Origin of the sequence: Sneathiella sp., from assembly GCF_036844445.1 — a bacterium.
Classification (GTDB): domain Bacteria; phylum Pseudomonadota; class Alphaproteobacteria; order Sneathiellales; family Sneathiellaceae; genus Sneathiella.
Genome location: NZ_DAIUFV010000003.1, coordinates 240,632 through 262,621, shown reverse-complemented (window position 1 = coordinate 262,621; position 21,990 = coordinate 240,632). Strand labels below are relative to the sequence as shown.

At 62.2% G+C, this 21,990-nt stretch carries 21 protein-coding genes; 12 read left to right on the top strand and 9 right to left on the bottom strand.

The genetic code is table 11. The annotated features are described in order from the left end of the window. Positions 1–6: 6 nt before the first annotated feature. Complete coding sequence (locus tag V7Z56_RS08025; protein ID WP_334128863.1) at positions 7–1,512, bottom strand: leucyl aminopeptidase; 1,506 nt, start codon at positions 1,510–1,512, stop codon at positions 7–9. A gap of 140 nt (positions 1,513–1,652) precedes the next feature. Between V7Z56_RS08025 and lptF the strand changes: the two genes are divergently transcribed. From lptF to rsmA, 6 genes are all read left to right on the top strand, one after another. Next, a complete protein-coding gene (gene lptF, locus V7Z56_RS08020; protein ID WP_334128862.1) occupies positions 1,653–2,786 on the top strand; it encodes an LPS export ABC transporter permease LptF in 1,134 nt (377 codons plus the stop codon). Then, positions 2,783–3,883, top strand: a complete 1,101-nt coding sequence (lptG, locus tag V7Z56_RS08015; protein WP_334128861.1) for an LPS export ABC transporter permease LptG — start codon at positions 2,783–2,785, stop codon at positions 3,881–3,883. The genes lptF and lptG overlap by 4 nt, the downstream gene beginning before the upstream one ends. Positions 3,884–3,886: 3 nt before the next feature. Beyond that, positions 3,887–6,073: an LPS-assembly protein LptD gene (locus tag V7Z56_RS08010; protein ID WP_334128860.1), complete on the top strand. Its 2,187-nt coding sequence runs from the start codon at positions 3,887–3,889 to the stop codon at positions 6,071–6,073. A 74-nt stretch (positions 6,074–6,147) separates the two neighbouring features. Beyond that, on the top strand, positions 6,148–7,416 hold the full coding sequence (locus tag V7Z56_RS08005) for a peptidylprolyl isomerase (RefSeq protein WP_334128859.1): 1,269 nt from the start codon (positions 6,148–6,150) through the stop codon (positions 7,414–7,416). Continuing rightward, entirely contained in the window at positions 7,391–8,407 is a 1,017-nt protein-coding gene (pdxA, locus tag V7Z56_RS08000) for a 4-hydroxythreonine-4-phosphate dehydrogenase PdxA (protein ID WP_334128858.1), read from the top strand. The genes V7Z56_RS08005 and pdxA overlap by 26 nt, the downstream gene beginning before the upstream one ends. Beyond that, positions 8,400–9,248 carry a 16S rRNA (adenine(1518)-N(6)/adenine(1519)-N(6))-dimethyltransferase RsmA gene (gene rsmA, locus V7Z56_RS07995; protein WP_334128857.1) on the top strand — a complete coding sequence of 283 codons (849 nt, stop codon included), beginning with the start codon at positions 8,400–8,402 and terminating at the stop codon, positions 9,246–9,248. The genes pdxA and rsmA overlap by 8 nt, the downstream gene beginning before the upstream one ends. Here rsmA and gmk read toward each other — a convergent pair. The 8 genes from gmk to fabD form a co-directional block, all read right to left on the bottom strand. After that, positions 9,245–9,895 (bottom strand): guanylate kinase, encoded by a 651-nt coding sequence (gmk, locus tag V7Z56_RS07990; protein ID WP_334128856.1) that lies wholly within the window; start codon positions 9,893–9,895, stop codon positions 9,245–9,247. The genes rsmA and gmk overlap by 4 nt on opposite strands. 10 nt (positions 9,896–9,905) lie before the next feature. Then, positions 9,906–10,796: a YicC/YloC family endoribonuclease gene (locus tag V7Z56_RS07985; protein WP_334128855.1), complete on the bottom strand. Its 891-nt coding sequence runs from the start codon at positions 10,794–10,796 to the stop codon at positions 9,906–9,908. A gap of 77 nt (positions 10,797–10,873) precedes the next feature. After that, positions 10,874–12,238 (bottom strand): hypothetical protein, encoded by a 1,365-nt coding sequence (locus V7Z56_RS07980; protein ID WP_334128854.1) that lies wholly within the window; start codon positions 12,236–12,238, stop codon positions 10,874–10,876. A gap of 82 nt (positions 12,239–12,320) precedes the next feature. Beyond that, complete coding sequence (mltG, locus tag V7Z56_RS07975; protein ID WP_334128853.1) at positions 12,321–13,298, bottom strand: endolytic transglycosylase MltG; 978 nt, start codon at positions 13,296–13,298, stop codon at positions 12,321–12,323. Between the two features lie 22 nt (positions 13,299–13,320). Beyond that, positions 13,321–14,580: a beta-ketoacyl-ACP synthase II gene (fabF, locus tag V7Z56_RS07970; RefSeq protein ID WP_334128852.1), complete on the bottom strand. Its 1,260-nt coding sequence runs from the start codon at positions 14,578–14,580 to the stop codon at positions 13,321–13,323. A gap of 58 nt (positions 14,581–14,638) precedes the next feature. Further along, positions 14,639–14,872 (bottom strand): acyl carrier protein, encoded by a 234-nt coding sequence (locus V7Z56_RS07965; protein WP_334128851.1) that lies wholly within the window; start codon positions 14,870–14,872, stop codon positions 14,639–14,641. A 182-nt stretch (positions 14,873–15,054) separates the two neighbouring features. After that, complete coding sequence (gene fabG, locus V7Z56_RS07960; RefSeq protein ID WP_334128850.1) at positions 15,055–15,792, bottom strand: 3-oxoacyl-ACP reductase FabG; 738 nt, start codon at positions 15,790–15,792, stop codon at positions 15,055–15,057. Positions 15,793–15,812: 20 nt separating this feature from the next. Further along, positions 15,813–16,766, bottom strand: a complete 954-nt coding sequence (gene fabD, locus V7Z56_RS07955) for an ACP S-malonyltransferase (protein WP_334128849.1) — start codon at positions 16,764–16,766, stop codon at positions 15,813–15,815. A gap of 196 nt (positions 16,767–16,962) precedes the next feature. Here fabD and rpsF point away from each other — a divergent pair, with 196 nt between their 5' ends. The 6 genes from rpsF (at position 16,963) to alr (ending at position 21,988) form a co-directional block, all read left to right on the top strand. Then, positions 16,963–17,382: a 30S ribosomal protein S6 gene (rpsF, locus tag V7Z56_RS07950; protein WP_334128848.1), complete on the top strand. Its 420-nt coding sequence runs from the start codon at positions 16,963–16,965 to the stop codon at positions 17,380–17,382. Beyond that, positions 17,382–17,618, top strand: a complete 237-nt coding sequence (gene rpsR / locus V7Z56_RS07945; protein WP_293950111.1) for a 30S ribosomal protein S18 — start codon at positions 17,382–17,384, stop codon at positions 17,616–17,618. The genes rpsF and rpsR overlap by 1 nt, the downstream gene beginning before the upstream one ends. A 42-nt stretch (positions 17,619–17,660) precedes the next feature. Then, positions 17,661–18,614 (top strand): DUF2232 domain-containing protein, encoded by a 954-nt coding sequence (locus V7Z56_RS07940; protein ID WP_334128847.1) that lies wholly within the window; start codon positions 17,661–17,663, stop codon positions 18,612–18,614. Continuing rightward, entirely contained in the window at positions 18,614–19,189 is a 576-nt protein-coding gene (rplI, locus tag V7Z56_RS07935; RefSeq protein WP_334128846.1) for a 50S ribosomal protein L9, read from the top strand. Before V7Z56_RS07940 ends, rplI begins: the two co-directional genes overlap by 1 nt. A 190-nt stretch (positions 19,190–19,379) precedes the next feature. After that, positions 19,380–20,861 (top strand): replicative DNA helicase, encoded by a 1,482-nt coding sequence (locus V7Z56_RS07930; RefSeq protein ID WP_334128845.1) that lies wholly within the window; start codon positions 19,380–19,382, stop codon positions 20,859–20,861. Between the two features lie 11 nt (positions 20,862–20,872). Beyond that, on the top strand, positions 20,873–21,988 hold the full coding sequence (gene alr, locus V7Z56_RS07925) for an alanine racemase (RefSeq protein ID WP_334128844.1): 1,116 nt from the start codon (positions 20,873–20,875) through the stop codon (positions 21,986–21,988). The last annotated feature ends 2 nt before the right edge of the window (positions 21,989–21,990 follow it).

The following is a 21,990-nucleotide window of genomic DNA, read 5'->3' as shown; positions in this document are numbered from 1 at the left end:
GCCCGCTTACTTCCCTTCGTAATGATCGCGGATCAGCCGATCAAGGAGCCGGACGCCGTAGCCCGTGCCGCCTTTCGGCGTCGTCGGCGTATCGGCTTTCGACCAGGCCATCCCTGCGATATCGAGATGCGCCCACGGCACATCATTGACGAATTTCTGCAGGAACTCCGCCGCGACAATCGAGCCCGCGCCGCGCCCGCCCGTGCCGATATTCTGCATATCGGCAATCGGCGATTTCAGCTGCTTGGCATAGGCCTTCGACATCGGCAGGCGCCAGACCCCCTCGCCCGTCTGCTTGCCGGCATCGAAAAGCCGCTCGGCAAGCTCGTCATTGTTGGAGAAGAGGCCGGCATTCTCATGGCCGAGGGTGACGATGATCGCGCCCGTCAGCGTCGCGAGATTGATCATAAACTCTGGCTTGAAGCGATCCTGCGTGTACCAGAGCGCATCGGCGAGCACGAGCCGCCCTTCGGCGTCGGTGTTCAGCACCTCGATCGTCTGGCCGGACATCGAGGTGACGATATCGCCGGGGCGCTGCGCGTTGCCGTCCGGCATATTCTCGACCAGCCCGATCACGCCGACCACATTAACCCTCGCCTTCCGCCCGGCGAGCGCCTTCATCAGCCCGGTGACGGCGCCCGCGCCGCCCATATCCCATTTCATTTCCTCCATGCCCGCGGCGGGCTTCAGCGAGATGCCGCCGGTATCGAAGCAGACGCCCTTGCCGACGAAAGCGAGCGGCTTGCGCCCGGCTTTGCGGCCCGTCGCGCCGTTCCACTGCATGACGACGAGGCGGCTTTCGCGCGCCGAGCCCTGACCGACGCCGAGCAGCGCGCCCATGCCGAGGCGACGCATCTTCGCTTCGTCGAGCACCTCGACCTCGACGCCGAGTTCGGTCAGTTCCTGACAGCGCGCGGCGAAGCTTTCGGGGTAGAGCGCATTAGCGGGCTCGCTGACCAGATCGCGCGTGAGAAAGACGCCTTCGATGGTCGGCTCGATCTCCGCGAAGGCTTTGCGGGCGCTCGCCGAGCCTTTGCAGGAGACCGTCATGCGGGTCAGCGTCGGCTCCGTCTCCTCCTCGGCTGCGGTCTTGTATTTCCGGAAGCGGTAGGAGGCGAGCATGGCGCCCGCGGCAATCGAGGCGGCGGCATCGCTCGTGCGCACATCGGCCTTGAAGTCATCGAGGATGACGGTCACGCTCCGCGCGCCGGAGCCGTTCAGCTTTTTCACCAGCGAGCCGCCTAGTTTTTCCATATCGAGCGGCGTGACCTTCGCCGCCTCACCCATGCCGAACAGGATCACGCGGGAGACCTCAAGCCCCGTCGGCGCGATGATTTCCAGCAGATCTCCCGACTTTCCCTTGAAGCGGCTGGTCGTGATCGCGCGGCTCAGCGCGCCGTTCGTCAGCTTGTCCACTTCCTTCGCTGTCGCGGAGAAATGATTATCGGCAAAAACCGCGACGGCGAGCGAGCCGCGCTTGGGCAGAGAGATTTCGGAAAATGCGAGCTTCATAGAACTTTCCTGTTGTGTTTAAAGCTCCGATCAGGGAGACATAGGGACTGACGCGGGACGACCGCCGAAAACCGTTGTTAATTTTCATAGCGCGTCCTTTCCTGACTGGCAACTGGCAAAACTATGGCTATACTCCCGGTATGAAGAATGTAAACCGCTACATCATGAGGCAACTTGCCGTTCCCGGGCTCTTCATAACCTTTTCCCTGACCGGGGTGATCTGGCTGTCGCAGTCGCTGAAATTCGTTGAACAGTTGATTAATGGTCTGCCGGTTTCCACCTTTCTCTACCTCTCGCTGCTGCTGCTGCCGGAGATCTTTCGCTACACCCTGCTGCTCGGCGTCTTTTTCGGCACGCTGTTCGCCTTCAACAAGCTCTATACGGACAGCGAACTGATCGTGATGTGGGCGGCGGGTCTCAGCAAATGGGCGCTGGCGCGGCCCGCGCTATATTTCGCGCTGATCGTGATGATGATCCTTTATATCCTCAACTTCCTGCTCGTGCCCTTCGGCGGGCGGACGGTGAAGGAGCTGCGCGTCTCGTGGGAGGATAATATCGCCGCGATCGTGCTCCGCGAGGGCGTCTTTAACAAGCTGGCCAACGGCGTCACCGTCTATATTCGCGAAAAGACGCCAAGCGGTGAGATGCTCGGCATTCTTGTCCATGACGAGCGGATTGTGGAAAAGCCCGTCACCTATATGGCCGAGCGGGGCGCCTTTGTGAAAACCGATGCGGGGCCGCGCTTCGTGATGCATGCCGGCAACCTGCAGGAGGTTTCCAAGGATGACGCGAAGCTCAGCCTGCTTTATTTCGATCAGTACACCCTCGATATCAGCCAGTTCCAGAAGACGAGCGGGCCGCCGTTCCTGTCGGCCGATCACCGCTATCTCTCTGAGCTGCTCAACCCCGAACCGGGGGAGCGGACGGAGCGGGAGCTTCCCAAGCTGAGGGCCGAGCTGCACCAGCGCTTTATCCTGCCGCTCTATGCGCCGGCGCTCACGCTGATTGCGCTTGCCGGGGTGATGGGCGGTGAATTTTCCCGCCGCGGGCGCACCCGGCGCACCCTTGCCGCCTCGGCGAGCGGCGTGCTGCTGCTGATCGCCGGCATGGCGCTCTTCCGCGTCACCGACAATCCGATGCTGATCATTCCGCTGCAGTATCTGCTGCCCATCGCGGGCGGGACGCTCGGCGGCTATATCGCCTCCGGCGGGCGCTTCCGGTTTCTTGAGAACCTCTTCAGCCCCACCGCGCGGGCGGAGGGCAACGCGGAATGAGACTGTTGCCGGCCACCCTCAGTATTTACCTCGGCAAACAGTTCATCAAGAATGTCCTGATTATTTTCGGCGTTCTGATGACCATCATCTTCCTCGCCGACTTTATCGAGGCGCTCCGCCGCGGCGGCGACCGGGAAGATATGACCATCGGCATCCTGATCCAGATGGTGGTGCTGCGCCTGCCGACGCTTTCGATGAAGCTGCTGCCCTTTATCGCGCTGTTCGGCGCGATGCTGACGTTTTTCCGCCTCGCCAAGACGAGCGAGCTTGCGGTGATCCGCGCGACCGGCGTCTCGATCTGGCAGTTCCTCTTCCCCGCGCTCGCCATTGCCTTCGCCTTCGGGCTTCTCGTCCTGACGGTCATCAATCCGATCGCCGCCGCGATGCAGGCGCAGAACGACCGGATGGAGGCGAAATATTTCGAGCGGCATTCGAACCTGCTGACGCTGTCAACGAACGACCTGTGGCTGCGTCAGATCGATGACGACGGCCTGTCCGTGATCCATGCGCGCGGCGTCGTCAACCAGGGGATCGACCTCGCCGATGTCATCATTTTCCAGTATGAGGGCGACAGCGAGATTTTCACCCGCCGCATCGATGCCGACAGGGCGCGGCTGCGCCCGGGTTACTGGGAGCTGCATAATGTCGTTGTGACGGGCCCGAACCGGCCGGCCGAGCGGCATACGCGGCTTGAACTGCCGACCTCGCTCACGGTGCTGCAAATTCAGGAGAGTTTCGCCTCGCCCGCGACCCTCAGCTTCTGGGATCTGCCGGACTTCATCGCGACCCTTGAACATGCCGGCTTCTCGGGCGATCGGCATCGGCTCTATTTCTACAGCCTGATCGCCGGGCCGATCCTGCTGCTCGCCATGGTGCTGGTCGCCGCGACCTTCTCGCTCCGCTCGCTCCGCCAGGGGCGGACGGTGCTGATGGTGCTCGGCGGCATTATCACCGGTTTCGTATTTTATTTTATGACCGACATCATTTACGCCCTCGGCCTCGCGGGCAATCTGCCGGTGCTTCTCGCGGCCTTTATTCCGGCCGCCGCGATTACGCTGTTCGGTCTTGCCATGATGTTTCATCTGGAGGACGGATAACCGATGCAGCGTATCCTCTTGTCCGGCGTCAGTGTGATCGCCCTGCTGGTTGCTGCGGCGAGCCTCGGGGCACTGCCGGCGCGCGCGCAAACGCCGGCCGCCACGTCATCGGGGAGCGATTTTGCGCAGGAAGCCCTCCTCAGCGCCGAAGAGGTCGTCTATGACAACGCCGCCCAGCGCGTCGAGGCGCGCGGCAACGTCGAGATAGTGCAGGCGGGCCGTATCCTGAAATCCGACCGCGTCATTTATGATATCCAGGCCGACCGGGTGATGGCGATCGGCAATGTCGTGCTGCTGGAGCCGTCGGGCGATGTGCTGTTCGCCGACGAGATGGAGCTTCAGAGCGAGCTCAAGACCGGGGCGATCCGCGACCTTCGGATTCTCTTCTCCGACAACTCCCGCCTCGCCGCCCATGACGCGGTGCGCGAGGATGAAAACCGCACCGTGATGACCAAGGCGGTCTTTACGAGCTGCGAGGCGTGCGAAGAAAATCCCGACCGCGCGCCGATCTGGCAGGCCAAGGCCGAGAAGGTCATTCATGACCGCATCGACAAGACCATCACCTATCGCAATGCGTTTCTCGAATTCTTCGGCGTGCCGGTCATCTACACGCCCTATTTCTCGCATCCCGATCCGAGTGTCGATCGCCAGAGCGGCTTCCTCGCGCCGACGGCGTTCAGCAGTTCGACCCTCGGCTACGCGGCGCAGATTCCCTATTACTACGTCATCTCCGAAGACAAGGACATGACCATCACGCCGACCATCACCACCAAGCAGAATATCCAGATGGCGGCGGAATACCGGCAGGCGTTCGCAAGCGGCAATTTCAAGATCGACGGCTCGCTGACCTATGTCGACCGGCTCGATCGCAACAATAATACGACGGGCGGGCAGGAATTTCAGGGCCATATCCGCTCGAACGGCAATTTCCGCATCGACGATAGCTGGGTCTGGGGCTTCAACGTCTTTCGCACCACCCATGACACCTACCTCCGCAAATACGGCATCAGCAGCGAGAACACCCTCACCTCCACCGCCTGGCTGCAGGGCCAGCGCGGGCGTAACCTCTCGGTGCTCAGCGCCTACAGCTTTCAGGGCCTGACCGAAGCCGACGTGACGGGTGAGACGCCGATCGTTCCCGCCTGGTGGACCTATTCCTATGTCGGGGAGCCGAACGACATCGGCGGGCGCTTCAGCGTCGATGCCGACGCGCTCTCGATTTTCCGCACCAGCGGGCAGGACACCAACCGTGTGTCGCTGCAGAGCGGATATTATATTCCCTACACCACCTCGAACGGGCAGGTGATCAGCTTCAACACGTCGCTGCGCGGCGATGTCTATTATGCGCATGATATCCTTGCCGATCCGGCTGATCCGTCAAGCGCGACCGATGAGAGCGACGTCTTTGGCCGCGTCGTGCCCTCGGTCTCGGTCAAGTGGCGCTATCCGTTCGTGCGTCAGGCCGGCAGCATCCGCCAGACGGTGGAGCCCATCGTCGAGGGCGTCTGGTCCGATGTCTATGGCGATGACGATACGCCAAATGAGGACAGCATCAGCTTCGAATTTGACGACACCAACCTGTTCGGCTCCAACCGCTATTCGGGCCTCGATGAGGTGGAAAAAGGCGCCCGCATCAACTACGGCGCCAATTTCGGCTTTTACGGCGAATCCGGCGGCTACACCTCGATGCTGGTCGGCCAGACATTCCACTTGCGCGAAAATACGGGCTTCCAGAACGGCACCGGTCTTGAAGACAAGCTCTCCGATTATGTCGCACGGCTCGAAATCCGCCCGACCGAGCAGATCCAGCTCGTCAACCGCGTCCGCCTCGATCATGACACGCTGCAGCTCGCGCGCAACGAAGTGACCGTCAAGCTCGGGACGCCGCAGAACTGGTTTGATCTTGGCTATGTTTACCTGCAAGATGACATCAACGGGCTGACACAGTCCAAGCGCGAGGAAATTTATGTCGCGGGCAAGGTCCAGGTCGCGGAGCATTGGAGCACCTATGGCAGTTACCGGCGCAATCTGACCGGCAACGGCAACTCCATCGACGGCCTGCTCGGCATCGAATATCTCGATGAATGCTTCGGGTTCGCGTTCGAGGCGAAGAAATCATTTACCTATGACCGCGATATCGAGCCGGAGACCCGCTTCAGCGTCAAAATCCGACTGCTTCCTTTCAATTAGGATCGGAGACGGTTATTCTCCCCTCTGCGCTGATATAGACAACACATGGATACTTTGGATCAAAGACTTTACACATGCTGATGCGCCCTATGTTCAAGACCCTGCTGTCTGCCGCCCTGTTGATGCTGGCTGCGGCGCTGCCGCCTGTGGCGCGCGCGCAGAATGTCCAGAGCATCGTCGCCGTCGTCAATGACGAGGTGATCTCCGGCTATGACGTGCGCCAGCGTATCGCGCTCACCATTGCGCTCTCGGGCTTTCCCAATACCGACGAGACCCGCCAGCAGCTTCTCAACCCGACGATCGCCCGGCTGATCGACGACAAGCTGAAAATGCAGGAGGCGGCGCGCTTTAACATCATGGTCGGCGACGAGGAAGTGCTCGAAGCCATCCGCTATCTGGAACGCAGCAACAATATGCCTGAGGGCCAGATCACCCGCGTCGTCAACGCCAATAACATCGATATTGAAACGCTCATGATGCAGGTGCGCGCCAACCTCATCTGGAACCGCGTGATCCAGACCCAGATCATGCCGCGGATCATCGTCTCCGATGAAGAGGTGGCGGCCGTCCAGTCGCGGCTCGAGAATAACAAGGGCAAGACCGAGTATCTGCTGAGCGAAATCTATATCCCGGTGGAGAGCGCCGCCAATGAGGAGCAGATCCGCCAGGGCGTCGCCAACCTCGTCCGCCAGATCCGCGCCGGGGCGCCCTTTCCGCGCGTCGCGGCGCAGGTGAGCCAGGGCGCAACCGCGGCCTCGGGCGGCGTCATTGGCTGGGTGCTGGAAAGCGAAGTCGAGCCGGAGATTGCCGCCGTTCTGCCGCGCCTTCGCCCCGGTGAAATCTCCGATCCGATCCGCAGCGCGTCGGGCTATTTCATCATCGGCATGCAACAGTCGCGCACGATACTTGCGAACAACCCCGACGATGTCAGCCTTGACCTGACGCAGATCATCGTGCCGCCGCCGTCCGGCAACGGTGATGCGGCGACGCAGCAGAAGCTCGCCATGACCCTCAGCAATGTGATCGAGGGATGCGCCGACCTGCCCGCGTTGCTGACCGAGCTTAACAGCCGCGACAGCGGCCAGATCGGTCTCCTGCGGCTTGGCGATATGCCCGATCATATCCGCGCGCTGGTCGAGAATCTGCAGCCGGGCCAGGCGAGCGCCCCCTATAAGGATCAGGATATCTACCGCATCTTCGTCGTCTGCGGTCGCAACGATCCGCAGGCCCGCACCAACGACCCGGAAGAAATCCGCAACGAAATCATGCTCCGCCGGGCGGAGAACCGGGCCCGCGGCTATCTGCAGGATATCCACAATGCCGCAACAATCGAAACCCGCTGAGGACGCGCCCGCGCCGCTTCTCGCCGTTACCCAGGGCGATCCGGCGGGCATCGGCATCGAGATTACCGCAAAGGCGTGGCGCGAGCGCCAGAGCGCGAGCCTCGATCCCTTCTTCCTGATCGGCAGCGCCCGCGAGATCGGGACGCAGCTCGGCGCACTTTTTCCCGATATCCCCATCGCGGAAATCGATGCGCCCGAAGCGGCGCGCGCCGCTTTCCCCCGCGCCCTGCCCGTTGTCGCGCTTGATCCCGAACTCTCCGCCCCCCATGCGACCATCGAGGCGATCCGCCTTGGCGTCCAATTCTGCAACAAAGGCGCCGCCGACGCTATCGTCACCAACCCGATCCATAAAAAGCGCCTCTATGAAGCGGGCTTCGATCATCCGGGCCATACCGAATATCTCGCCGCGCTGACCGGGCGGCCGGGGAAATCCGTGATGATGCTCGCCTGCACGGAGCTTAAAGTCGTACCCGCAACCGTCCATGTCCCGATCCGCGACGTGCCGGACCGGCTAAGCAGACCGCTGCTTCGCCATGTGATCGGGACGACATTGGCGGACCTCCGCTCCCGCTTCGGCCTTGAAGATCCGCGCCTGACGGTTACCGGCCTCAACCCGCATGCCGGCGAAGGCGGCTCCATCGGGCGCGAAGAGGTCGAGATCATCCGCCCGGTGGTTGAGGAATTTGCCGCGCAGCGCGTCAAGATCACCGGCCCCTTCCCCGCAGACAGCCTGTTTCATGCGGCGGCGCGGGCGCAGTATGACGCCGTCCTCTGCATGTATCATGATCAGGCGCTGATCCCGCTGAAAACCATTGATTTTGACGGCGGCGTCAATGTCACGCTCGGCCTTGATCTCATCCGCACCTCGCCCGATCACGGCACCGCCGATGATATCGCCGGAAAGGGCATCGCCAATCCGTCGAGCCTGATCGCGGCGCTCCGCATGGCGGGGGAGATGGCGCGGGCAAGCCGGTTGCACTCCCATGACTGACGGCGCCCGCCTGCCGCCGCTTCGCGAGGTGATTGCCCAATATGGCCTCAATGCCGACAAGTCACTCGGGCAGAATTTCCTCCTCGATCTCAATCTCACCGGGCGCATTGCCCGCTCTGGCGGCAAGCTTGACGGCGCGACGGTGATCGAAATCGGCCCCGGTCCCGGCGGCCTCACCCGCGCCATACTGGATTCTGGCGCGGCGCGCGTTATCGCTATCGAGAAGGATCGCCGCTGCCTGCCCGCGCTTGCCGATATCGCGAACGCCTATCCCGGGCGGCTGGAGGTGGTGGAAGGGGACGCGCTCAGCATCGATGAGACGGCGCTCTTTGACGGCAAGGCGCGGATTATTGCCAATCTCCCCTATAACGTCGCAACGCCGCTGCTGATCAAATGGCTTCGTAGCCGCGAACGCTTCACCGCCCTCACCCTGATGTTCCAGAAGGAAGTCGCCGACCGCATCACCGCGGCTCCCCGCAGCAAGGCCTACGGGCGGCTCAGCATCCTTGCGCAGTGGCTTTGTGAGACACGGCACGAGTTTGATATCTCGCCCCGCGCTTTCACGCCGCCGCCCAAGGTGACGAGCACGGTGGTGACGCTTATCCCGCGCGCCGAGCCGCTCTATCCCGCCGACGCGGAGATGCTGGAGAAAGTCGTCGCTGCCGCTTTCAACCAGCGGCGCAAGATGCTCCGCGCCAGCCTGAAAGCGCTTGGGTCTCCGGCAGAGGAGATGCTGGAGAAAGCCTCAATCGCGCCGACCCGCCGCGCCGAGGAACTCTCGGTCGCGGAATTCTGCGCCCTCGCGCGGGTCTACGCGTCTGCGGCGGCGCGCGGCCGTTAATATCCCTGGCGGAGACCGCTCACGAAATCGATCAGCCCGATGCGGCGGGTGCGGCGGACGCGCTCGGCGGTCAGGATGGCTTTCACTTCCGCAAGGCAGCGCTCGAGATCGTCATTCACCACCACATAGTCATACTCGCTCCAGTGGCTGATTTCCTCGGCGGCCTTGGACATGCGGCTCGCAATCACCTCGGCGCTGTCCTGGGCGCGGGTTTTGAGCCGCTGTTCGAGCGCGGCGGTCGAGGGCGGCAGGATAAAGACGCTGACAAGATCGGCGCGCGCCTTGTGAGCCAGCTGCTGCGTCCCCTGCCAGTCGATATCAAAGAGCACGTCCCGCCCCTCGGCGAGCGCGGCATCGACCGGCCCCTTGGGCGTGCCGTAATAATGGTTGAACACCTTGGCATGCTCCAGCAGCTCGCCGCGGTTGATCATCAGGTTGAAATCAACAGGCTCGACGAAGAAATAATCCTTGCCCTCAATCTCGCCGGGGCGCGGCGGGCGGGTGGTGGCGGAGACCGACATCACCAGATTATGATCTTCCTGCAGCAGCGCGCGCGAAATGGTCGTTTTGCCTGCGCCCGACGGGGAGGAAAGCACAAGCATCAATCCCCGCCGCTTCAGCGTTTCTCCGTCCCGTTCGCCCGCCATATATATTTCCCTATTCAATGTTCTGAACCTGCTCGCGCAGCTTGTCGATGACAACCTTGAGATCGAGGCCGATCTGGGTCAGCTCCTTCTCGCTCGCCTTGGAGCAAAGGGTATTGGCTTCGCGATTGAATTCCTGGCAGATGAAATCGAGCCGCCGTCCGACGCTGGCTTTCGTCTTTGCCGTCAATATCTCGCGGGTGGCTGTGATATGCCCGCGCAGCCGATCAAGCTCTTCCGAAATATCGGCTTTCGTGGTGAGGAGCGCGAGCTCCTGCTCCAGCCGCCCCGCATCGAGATCGCCCGCCTCCAGAAGCTGCGCCATCTGGCTCCGGATCTTCTCACGGGCGCGCACCGGCCAGTCGGCGGCAAGCGTTGCGGCGCGGCCGACCAGCGCCTCGATGGCGTCCAACTGGGCGAGCAGAACGGGGCGAAGCTGCGCCCCCTCCTCCGCCCGCGTCCGCGCCATCTCGCGCATCAGTGTCTCGGCGGAGGCGAAAAGCGCTGCTTCCAGCGCCTCGCTCGATGCGCCGGCAAGCGGATCGCCCTTCGGCTCAATCACGCCGCGAAGCGCGAGCAGCCCGTCGATCCGCGGCGGCGCGACCTTGCCGTCCGCGACATATTTCTCGGAAATCGCGATGAGCTCGGCGAGAAATTCTTCATTGACCTGCTGCGCACCGGCGGCGCTGCGGTTTTCAAACTGCAGATGCAGATTGATCGAGCCCCGCTCGAAATGCGCCTTCACGAGTTTGCGCAGGCGATCTTCAAGCGCATCGAAACCGATCGGCAGGCGGCAGCGGACTTCAAGCCCGCGCCCGTTGACGCTTTTCATCTCGAAGAGCCAACTGATCCCGTCATGGGCGCCGCTCGTCCGGGCAAAGCCCGTCATGCTGTTTATGCTCATTGCCGCCCCTCGTTGCGATGGATAAATGACCGCCTTTGTATAGCTTTATCCACCCCATGCGGCAAGCGCGGGCGTGGTTATTTTTTCGGGCGCTGCGTTGCGGCCGGCTTCGGATCGGCGGGGGTAAAAAGGCCCTCAAGGAAGCTGATCAATGATTGCAGCAGGGCGAAAAGCAGCGTCGAGAGAAGGCCGCCCGCGAACGCCGCCATATCCAGCATGAACTCCGCCGCCGCGCTCGTCATGGGGAGGACAAACTCAAGTCCCAGAAAGATCAGCGCCCCCGTCATCCCGCCAAGCCCGGCGCGCAGAAAGGGCGAGTGACGAATACCGCCATCGAAGCGGCGACGGAAGACCGCCAGCGCGACATTGAGCGCAATCTGTGTCAGCGCTCCCACCGCGCCCCAGAGAAAGCCCGCCACCGCGCCGATCGACCAGGTGACATCGGCGGCGAAATCAGCCGTGAACATCTCTCCCGCCAGCGTGCGAAGGAGAAGCAGCAGCGGAAAGGCGATCAGGATCAGGAGCGAGAGCGAAAACGGCAGAATCCAGAGCAGCGGCGCGCCTGCGGCGCTGTCTTCCAGCGTCGTGCCGGTAACACCGCTCACGGCAAAGCTTTTCGTCGCCACCTTGCGATAGGCGGCGCGCAACTCCTGATAGGCGCGGCCGCGCGCCGCTGCATCCGCAGAAGCGGCGGCAACGATGGCCGTATCGAGCGCGGCGAGATCCGCCTCATCGACCCGCGAGGGATGCTCGGCGAGATAGGCCGAGAGATGCGCCGCCTTTGTTTCCAGCGCCCGGCTGAGCGGCTCCGGAACGTCGGGAGGCGTTATTTCCACGGCACTCGCAGCCGCCGGCGCATCCGGGGGGCTGTCTGGAAGAGCGACCCCCTCCGCCGGGAGCGGTTCTGGATCCGGCGCGGGCAGAGGGTCCGGCGCAGCCTGCGGCGCAGCTTCGGCGGCCGCTTCCGAGGCCGCAGACGCGGGTGGCGGTGCGACTGGCTCGGCAATCTCCGCTGCGCGGGGCGCCGGCGCGGGCGGCGCGACGGGCGTCTCGGCTATCGCCTCAACGGGTGCGCTCACCGCTGCCTCCAAATCCGCTGCGGGGGCATCGGCAGGCGCCGCCGGGGCCGCCTCGGGCTCGCTCCGGTGCGGCGGGAACACGTCGGCTGCCACCGGCGGCGCGGGATCGCCGTCGGGATGCGTCGGGCTTTCCGGAAAAGGCGGCGGCGTCACTGTCGTTGAGGGAGAGGACGCGGACGCCGCCGCCGGCGCAAGGGGCGCGCCGGAAGGATCATTCAGGGGGGTCTGTTTCGGGATATTCTTCTCGACCAGCGTGCGGGAGTTCTCATCGAGGCTTGCGATATCGCGGCGGAGCGCCATCAGGCTTTCGCGCAGCTCCTGGCGCTGTTTCAACAGTAATTGAATGGTATCCGTACTGACCATCGCGCGCCCACTCCTCTCATTGCATTCGCTTGAGAGAAGACGGCTCCGGGCCGGAATTTGTGTCGGAAGATGGCGGGCCGCGTTATTTCTTCTGGTTGAGCTGGCGCCAGTTGCGGACGTTGCGGTTATGCTCCTCCAGCGTCCGGGTGAAGGCATGCCCGCCGGTCCCGTCCGCGACGAAATAGAGATAGTCGGATTTCTCCGGCTGCATCACGGCACGCAGGCTTTCGATCCCTGGATTGGCGATCGGCCCTTTCGGCAGGCCGGCCATCTGGTAGGTGTTGTAGTCATTGACCGTCGCGAGGTCCTTGCGGCTCAGCAGCCGGCCGAGATCGTCGCGCCCCTCTGTCAGGCCATAGATCACCGTCGGGTCCGATTGCAGCATCATGCCGATGCGCAGGCGATTGAGAAAGACCCCCGCAACGAGCGGCCGCTCCGCTGCGACCGCCGTCTCCTTCTCGACGATGGAGGCGAGAATGACCAGCTCTTCGGGCGATTTCAGCTCGGGCGGCAGCGGCGCTTCGGCGAGCACCGTCTCAATGGCGCGCTGCATTGCGCCCCGCATGCGGTCCAGCAGCTGATCGCGGGTATCGCCAAGCCGGTACTGATAGCTTTCAGGCAGGAACGCGCCTTCCGGCATCTCGCGGGTGATCTCGCCTTCAAGCCCCTCCGCCGCCTCGATGAGGGCGCGGATTTCCCGGCTCTGCAACCCTTCGGGGATGGTAAGCAACCGCTCGATCACTTTACCGGACGCGAAAAGATCCATCAGCTCGCGGCCCGAAATGCCCGCGGGCAGGCGATATTCCCCGGCCTGCAGGCGGCCGGCCTTTTCTTCAACCCTTACACCAAAAATAAAGGCGTAGTTATTGTTAATAATTGAGTTTTTCTGAAGGTCCTCGGCGAGCGCGCGCAGCCCCGTGCCTTTTTTGAGGATATAGACCGTCTCGGCTGAAAGCGGTCCGGGCGCGGTAAAGAGGGACCAGCCGTAGGCGGCGATCCCGCCCGCGGCGATCAGCCCAAGAAGGAGAAGCGCAAGCAGGCCATAGATAAATTTTCGCACCGCCCCGCCTCCGGCCCGAAGGTCAGACGCGCTTCATGACGAGGCTGGCGTTGGTGCCACCGAAGCCGAAAGAGTTGGAGAGAACGGCCATCAGCTTCTTTTCCTGCGCCTTGTTCGGGACAAGGTTGATATCGAGCCCGTCGGACGGATCGTGAAGATTGATCGTCGGCGGCAGGATGCCGCTGTTGAGCGCGAGAATGGAGAAGATCGCCTCGACCCCGCCGGCGGCGCCGAGCAGATGGCCGATGGAGGATTTCGTCGACGACATGGCGAGATTTTTGGCATCCGCGCCGAACAGCCGTTTGACCGCGCCCACCTCGATCTCGTCGCCGAGCGGCGTTGAGGTGCCATGCGCGTTGACATAACCGATATCGTCGCGGCTGAGGCCGGATTTCTTCAGCGCCATCTGCATCGAGCGATAGCCGCCGTCGCCGTCACTGGCCGGTGCGGTGATATGATGCGCATCGCCCGAAAGGCCGTAACCGACGACTTCGGCGTAGATTTTCGCGCCGCGCTTCTTCGCATGCTCATATTCTTCGAGCACGACAACGCCCGCGCCCTCGCCCATCACGAAGCCGTCACGGCCCTTGTCATAAGGGCGCGAGGCCGTTTCCGGCGCATCGTGGTAATTCTTGGAAAGCGCCTTGGCGGAGGCAAAGCCGGCAATGCCAAGACGGCAGATCGCGCCTTCGGCGCCGCCCGCCACCATCACATCGGCATCATCGCAGGCGATCATGCGCGCCGCATCGCCGATGGAATGCGCGCCGGTCGAACAGGCGGTAACGACCGCGTGGTTCGGCCCTTTATAGCCATGCCGGATGGAAACCTGGCCCGAGACCAGATTGATCAGGGCGCCCGGAATAAAGAACGGGCCGATACGGCGGGGCCCGCGTTCATGGAGAATGATGGCGTTCGCCTCGATCGAGGGCAGACCGCCAATACCGGAGCCAATCGAGACGCCGGTGCGGCACCGCTCTTCTTCGGTCTCGGGAACCCAGCCGCTGTCGCGGATGGCTTCGTCGGCCGCAGCGATGCCGAACAGGATAAAACTGTCGACTTTTCGTTGTTCTTTGGGTTCAAGCACGTCATCGGCGATAAAGGCGTCCGGATGCGCCGGATCAACCGGCACCTCGCAACCATAGCGGACCGGCAGATCGGTCGTATCGATCTTCGTGAGCATCCCGGCTCCGGATTCGCCATTGATCAGACGTTTCCAGGTCGCCTCGACTCCATTCGCCAGCGGGGTCACAAGCCCCAGCCCGGTTACCACCACTCGTCGCATGTCTCACCCAATTGATAAGTGCCAAAAAATAGGGATCGGGACCATTGGCCCCGATGGATCACGCCGCTGCCGAGATATGCTTGATCGCGTCTTCAACCGTCAGAATCTTTTCTGCGGCGTCATCAGGAATTTCAATTCCGAATTCTTCTTCAAATGCCATGACAAGTTCAACCGTGTCCAGGCTGTCAGCCCCCAGATCGTCGATAAAGCTCGCTTCCTCAGTTACCTTGCCTTCATCAACACCGAGATGCTCTACAACGATTTTTTTTACGCGCGCTGCGATATCACTCATAGCTGTATCCTTAGAAAATCCGACAGTCCAAATGTCAATTGCTTTTCATTACCCTCAGGGCGCTTCAAATTCAAGCACCTTCGGAAGGCGTTCAGGTGCGGTTACCTAACACACTTTGATCTTCTTGCAAAGGAAACCTCGTCTGCACCAGTTTATTTTTGACCCGGGGCAAATCCGCCGCCTCAGATCATCACCATGCCGCCGTTGACGTGCAGCGTCTGGCCGGTGATATAGGCCGCCTCATCGGAGGCGAGATAGACAACCGCCGAGGCGATATCCTCGGGCCTGCCGAGCATCCCCGCCGGCACGCCGGCGAGCAGCGTTTCCTTCTGCGCATCGCTCAAGGCATCGGTCATCGCGGTCTCGATAAAGCCGGGCGCAATGCAGTTGACCGTGATGCCGCGGCTCGCCACTTCCTGGGCGAGCGATTTCGACATGCCGATCATCCCGGCTTTCGAGGCGGCGTAGTTCGCCTGCCCCGGATTGCCCGTCACCCCGACGATGGAAGTAATGCCGATGATCCGCCCGAAGCGCCGCTTCATCATGCCGCGAAGGGCGTTGCGCGAGAGCTTGAAGGCCGCCTTCAGATTGACATCCATAACGATGTCCCAATCCTCATCCTTCATCCGCATGGCAAGGCCGTCACGCGTGAGGCCGGCATTGTTGACGAGGATATCAAGCTGCCCCATGGCGCCTTCCGCCGCACTGATAAGGCCATCGACGGCCGCCGCGTCGGAAAGGTTGCAGGGCAGCACATGCACCCGCTCTTTAAGGCTCTCGGCGACTTCCTGAAGCGCCTCCTCGCGGGTGCCGGAGAGGCCGACAGTTGCCCCCCGGCCATGTAACTGGCGCGCGATGGCGGCGCCGATCCCGCCGGATGCGCCGGTCACCAGCGCGAATTTCCCTGTCAGATCAAACATTATACGCTCCGTCCCGTTGATCAGAGTTTCGCCAGAAAGGCGTCGATTTCGGCCGGCGTCTGGATGGCCGAGCCGGTCATATCGCGGTTGATGCGGCGAACCATGCCGGTCAGGATCTTGCCGGCGCCAAGCTCAACAAGCTCGCTGACGCCCTGCTCCCCCATATAAAGAACGCATTCGCGCCAGCGTACCCGCCCCGTCACCTGCTCGACCAGCAGGCGGCGGATGGTGTCGGGATCGCTCACCTCGCGCGCCGTCACATTGGCGATCAGCGGCACTTTCGGGGGCGCGATGGCGACATCTTTCAGGCGCGCTTCCATTTCATCGGCGGCGGGCTGCATCAGCGGGCAATGGAACGGCGCGCTGACGGGGAGCAGCATCGCCTTCTTCACGCCCTTCGCCTTGGCGATCTCGATCGCCGCCTCGACCGCGCCGACATGGCCCGAGAGCACCACCTGCCCGTCGGCATTATCATTTGCCGTGCTGACAATCTCGCCATTCTTTGATTTTGCCGAGGCTTCGGCGACAACTTCCTCGACCGGACCGATATCGAGACCGAGCAGCGCCGCCATCGCGCCGACGCCGACCGGCACCGCCTGCTGCATCGCCCGGCCGCGCGCCTTCAGAAGCGTCGCCGCATCGGCAAGGGTGAGCGCCCCCGCCGCCGTCAGCGCCGAATATTCGCCGAGCGAATGGCCGGCCACGAAGCGGGCGGTTTTTGCAAAATCCATGTTACCGTCTTTTTCCAGGATACGGACGACGGCCATGCTTACCGCCATCAGCGCGGGCTGCGCATTTTCGGTCAGCGTCAGCTCCTCGATCGGGCCCTCAAACATCAGCCGGGTGAGATTCTGCCCAAGGACTTCATCCACCTCTTCAAAGACTTCGCGGGCAACGGCGTGCGACTGCGCCAGCTCCTGCCCCATACCGACAGCCTGGCTGCCCTGGCCGGGAAATACAAATGCACGTGTCATGTTTTGGGTCCGTATCTGATAAAACTCCAGAGACAGTCATATTGAAGCAAAATTTCATGTCAAGCAGACTTGCATCCTTTGCCAAATTCTGTATAGTCCGCCGCCTCGATAACTCCTTGCCGACGGAGGTCGGCTAAGTCCGGTCGGTTACAATTTCGTAACTCCGGACACTCAAGAGCCATAAGGAGCTTTACATATGCCGCTGTATGAAACAGTGATTATTGCCCGTCAGGACATCTCCACCCAGCAGGTGGACACACTGACAGAAAACATGTCCGCCTTCATCACGAACGGTGGCGGAAAAGTCGCCAAGGTCGAGAACTGGGGCCTGCGCAATCTTGCCTACAAGATCAAGAAGAACCGCAAGGGTCATTACGTTCTCCTCAACATCGACGCCCCGGCCGTCGCCGTCAAGGAAATGGAACGCAACCTGCGTCTCAATGAAGACGTGCTGCGTCACATGACCATCAAGGTCGAGGAGCTGGAGGAAGGCGATTCCGTGATGCTGCAGAGCCGAAGCGCCCGTCCGGACCGCCGCCGCGACTATGACGACAATGCCGATTCCGACAATGCCGCCGATGACACGTCGGCCGATGACAGTGAAGGGGAAGAATAATGGCTGACGCACAACGCCGCCCGTTTTTCCGCCGCCGCAAGACCTGCCCGTTTACCGGGGAAGGCGCGCCGAAGATTGACTATAAGGATGTCAAGCTGCTGCAGCGCTATGTGTCCGAGCGCGGCAAGATTATGCCGAGCCGCATCACTGCGGTTTCCGCCAAGAAACAGCGCGAGCTGGCGACCGCCATCAAGCGGGCGCGTCACCTGGCCCTGCTGCCGTTTCTGGTAAAATAAGAAAGTCCCGTGCCGGCCCGCGGCCGGCATTGGAATAATCGGATGGTCAGAGAAATCGTTGTCGCCGTCGCCCTCGGAATTCTGAATACTGCTTTTGTTACATTGTCCATCCTCGGGCATTCAGGCAGCACAGGTTTCGGAACGGCGCTCGCTACTCTGGTCTTCTGGATATTGTCACTGGTGCCGCTGTTTGTCTCCGGTCTCGGTTTCGGCCTGAAAAGCGCCGTTATCTCGGTGGCAAGCAGCGCGCTGATCGCCGCGCTCGCGATCAACACGATGTTCGCGCTGGCGTATGTCGCGGTTGCCGGGCTGCCGATCCTGCTGCTGGTGCGGCAGGCGCTGCTGTGGCGGCAGAGTGACGGCGTTACATATTGGTATCCCGCCGACCGGCTGCTGCTGTGCTGGGCGGGAATTTGCGTTGCGCTCACCGGGCTGGTTATGGCATTGCTCGGCTGGGACGATGCGGTGCGCCAGGGGCTGATCGACGGGTTCGACCAGATGATGGCGCAGGTTGACGAGATGCAGGGCGTCCAGCCCCGGATGACGGGCGAGGCGTTCATTGCTCTGATACCGCAGTATATGGGCCCGATGTGGGGGCTGTTTATTCTGCTGAGCGGCTGTCTGGCGCAAGGGGTGCTGGTCCGCTTCAAAAAGAATATCCGCCCGACACCGGAGCTGTCGAAGATCATGCTGCCTTCGTGGCTGGCGATCGCCTTTATCGGCGCGACGGCTCTCAGTGTCATCCTTGACGGCCCCACCCCGCTTCTCGGGGCGATGGAGATCACGCTGGTGATGCTGTTCTTCCTGCAAGGAATGGCGGTCATCCATGTGGTGTCGCATAGATGGAACGCCCGCCCGGCAATTCTGGGCGTGATCTATGTGGTGACGATAATGATGGTTTGGATGGTCCTGCTGATCGCGATTTTGGGACTGATGGAAACTTGGGTCGGGTTCAGGCGCCGCTTTGCCGTTCCCCCCCGCCAGGAGGAAGACTGATGGAAGTAATTTTGTTGGAACGGGTCGAAAAACTCGGTCAGATGGGCGACGTTGTGAAAGTCCGGGACGGCTATGCCCGTAATTTCCTGTTGCCTCAGAAAAAGGCGCTTCGGGCGAGCAAGGAAAACCTCTCCATGTTCGAATCCCAGCGCGCCCAGCTTGAGGCGGAAAACCTGAACCGCCGCGAGGAAGCAACGAAGGTCGGCGAGAAGCTGGACGGACAGACCGTGGTGGTTATCCGCGCGGCCTCCGATTCCCAGCAGCTTTACGGCTCGGTCAGCACGCAGGATATCGCCAAGGCGATTACCGCCGCGGGCTTTACCGTGAACCGCAAGCAGGTCATTCTCGACAAGGTGCTGAAGACCCTTGGCCTGCATGACATTCGCGTCCGGCTTCACCCGGAAGTCACCGTCAGCGTCACGGTGAACATTGCCCGCTCGCCCGAGGAAGCTGAAATCCAGGCTCGCGGCGAATCCGTTGCGGAGGTCGCCGAAGCGAAACTCGACGCCCGCGATGAAGCGGTTGTCAATGTCTTCGAATCCACCGCCGACGCGGACGAGGAAGACGCAGGCTGACCCTCCTCGGCCCGTGGATCATTCCCGGCCGAGTGGAGAGCAGAGAGATTGGAAAACGGCGCCTTTTTTGAGGCGCCGTTTTTTATCCCCGTCTTTCACAGCCTGTGCATGAAACTTGTCCACAGATATCCGGCGCGGCCGCCGAAAACGCGATTGGCTATCAAAAATCGCCTATGCTAACATCGCCCCCATGGAAACCCTCTCGCTCAGTAACACTCCCTTTTCGGACGCAGATCAGGAAAGCCCGCGCTATCGCAGCGCGCCGCACAATATCGAGGCGGAACAGGAACTGCTGGGCGCCATCCTGATCAATAATGATGCCGCTATGAAGGTATCGGGCTTCCTCCTGCCCGAGCATTTTTATGAGCCCGTCCATCAGCGCATCTATGCCTCCGCAACGCTCCTGATCGAGCGCGGCGAGATTGCCGATCCGGTGACGCTGAAATCCTATTTCGAGCGCGACGATGCGCTGACCGATATCGGCGGCGCGCAGTATCTCGCCCGCCTCGCCGCGAGCGCTACCACCATCATCAACGCCGAAAACTACGGCCGGCTGATCTATGACCTTGCCATGCGCCGCGAGCTTATCCGGCTCGGCGAGGAGATCGTCAATACCGCCTATGATGCGGAGCTGGACGAGACCTCGCAAAAGCAGATCGAGAACGCCGAGCAGAAGCTCTTTTCGCTGGCCGAGAACGGCGTCCATGAAGGCGCGCTGATGCCGATCCGCTTCGCCGTTGACGAAGCGCTCAAATCCATCGAGGAGGCGTTCCAGCGCGATGGCAACCTCGTCGGCGTGACGACGGGGCTGAAAGACCTCGATGGCAAGCTTGGCGGTCTGCACCGCTCGGACCTCCTGATCCTCGCCGGCCGCCCGTCGATGGGAAAGACCTCGCTCGCCACCAACATCGCCTATAACGCCGCCAAGGCCTATCACGCGAGCGGCGGCAAGGAAGGCGCGGTCGTCGGCTTCTTCTCCCTCGAAATGTCGGCCGAACAGCTTGTCGGCCGCATCCTCGCCGAGGCGACGGAGATCAGCTCCGAAAAACTCCGCCGCGGCGATCTCAGCGATGATGAGTTTGCAACGCGGTTGGTCCCGCAAAGCGCGATCCTCTCCGAGCTGCCACTCTATATCGACGACACCCCGGCCCTCTCCATCGCCGCGCTCCGCACCCGCGCGCGCCGGCTGAAGCGGAGCAGCGGCCTCGGGCTTATCGTCGTCGACTATCTCCAGCTGATGCGCGGCTCCGGGCGGCGGCAGGACAACCGCGTGCAGGAAATCTCGGAAGTGACGCAGGGGCTGAAGGCCGTCGCCAAGGAACTCGATATTCCCGTCATCGCCCTCTCGCAGCTCAGCCGCCAGGTTGAGAACCGCGACGACAAGCGGCCACAGCTCTCGGACCTTCGCGAATCCGGCTCGATCGAGCAGGATGCCGACGTTGTCATGTTCGTCTACCGCGAAGGCTATTACGAGGAACGGAAGGAACCCGCCGAAGGCACGCCCGAGCATGCCGACTGGCAGGAGCGCATGTCGCGCCTGCATAACCTTGCCGAGGTGATTATCGGCAAGCAGCGACACGGCCCCATCGGCATTGTCAAGCTGCACTTCAAACCCGAGTTTACCCGCTTCGGCAATTACGTGTCGGACGACTACCTGCCCGAGCATCATTAGGGACGGTATGAATGGATCGTAATTTGGCCGGGGCGCATCTCTCCATCGACCTCGGCGCGTTGCAGGAGAATTATCGCACCCTCAGCTATCGCGCCAATTCGGCGGCCTGCGCGGCCTCGGTGAAGGCGGACGCCTACGGTCTCGGAATCGAGGCGGTCGGCCCCGCCCTTTATGCCGCCGGCTGCCGCCGCTTCTTCGTCGCCCTGCCCGAGGAAGGCATCACGCTCCGCGCCCTGCTGCCCGAGGCGCAGATCCATGTTCTGGCCGGCGTGCTGCCGGAGACGGAGGCGGCCTACCTTGACCACCGGCTCGATCCGGTCCTCAACTCGCCGGAAGATATCGTGCGCTGGACGGCTGTTGCGAAGACGCGCGGTGAGCGGCTCACGGCGCTGTTGCATGTCGATACCGGCATGACGCGGCTCGGGCTCTCGGAAGCCGAGATCCGCGCCCTCGCCGATGATCCCGGCGGGCTCGATATGCTCGATATCACCGCCGTCATGAGCCACCTCGCCTGCGGCGATCAGCCGGACCATCCGATGAATGCGGCGCAGCGTGCACGGCTCCTGCAGCTGCGCGCCCTGCTGCCATCCGCGGCTGGAAAAGCGCCGCTGTCGCTCGCCAATTCGGCCGGCGTTTTTCTCGGCCCCGCCTATCATTTCGATATCGTCCGGCCGGGCATTGCACTCTTTGGCGGCAACCCGCAAAGCGGCCGGCCCAATCCGATGCGTGAAGTGGTCCGCCTGCGCGCCCGGATCCTGCAGTTGCGGGACGTTGACAGCGAAATTCCCGTTGGTTATGGTGCCACCTACCGCACCGCGAAACCGTCACGGATCGCAACGGTTTCGGTCGGTTATGCAGATGGCTATCTTCGCGCGCTCGGCAATCGGGCCGAAGGGGCGGTCAAGGGTATCAGGGTTCCGGTAATAGGGCGCGTTTCCATGGATATGATCACCATCGACGTCAGCGAGGCCCCGGCTGATGCGTGCAGGCCCGGCGATTTTATCGATCTGATCGGCGGCGCAATCCCGCTTGACGAGGTGGCGGAGCGCGCGGGCACCATCTCCTATGAAATTCTCACCTCTCTCGGTCGGCGCTACTATCGCGACTATGTGAGCGCGACGGACTGACA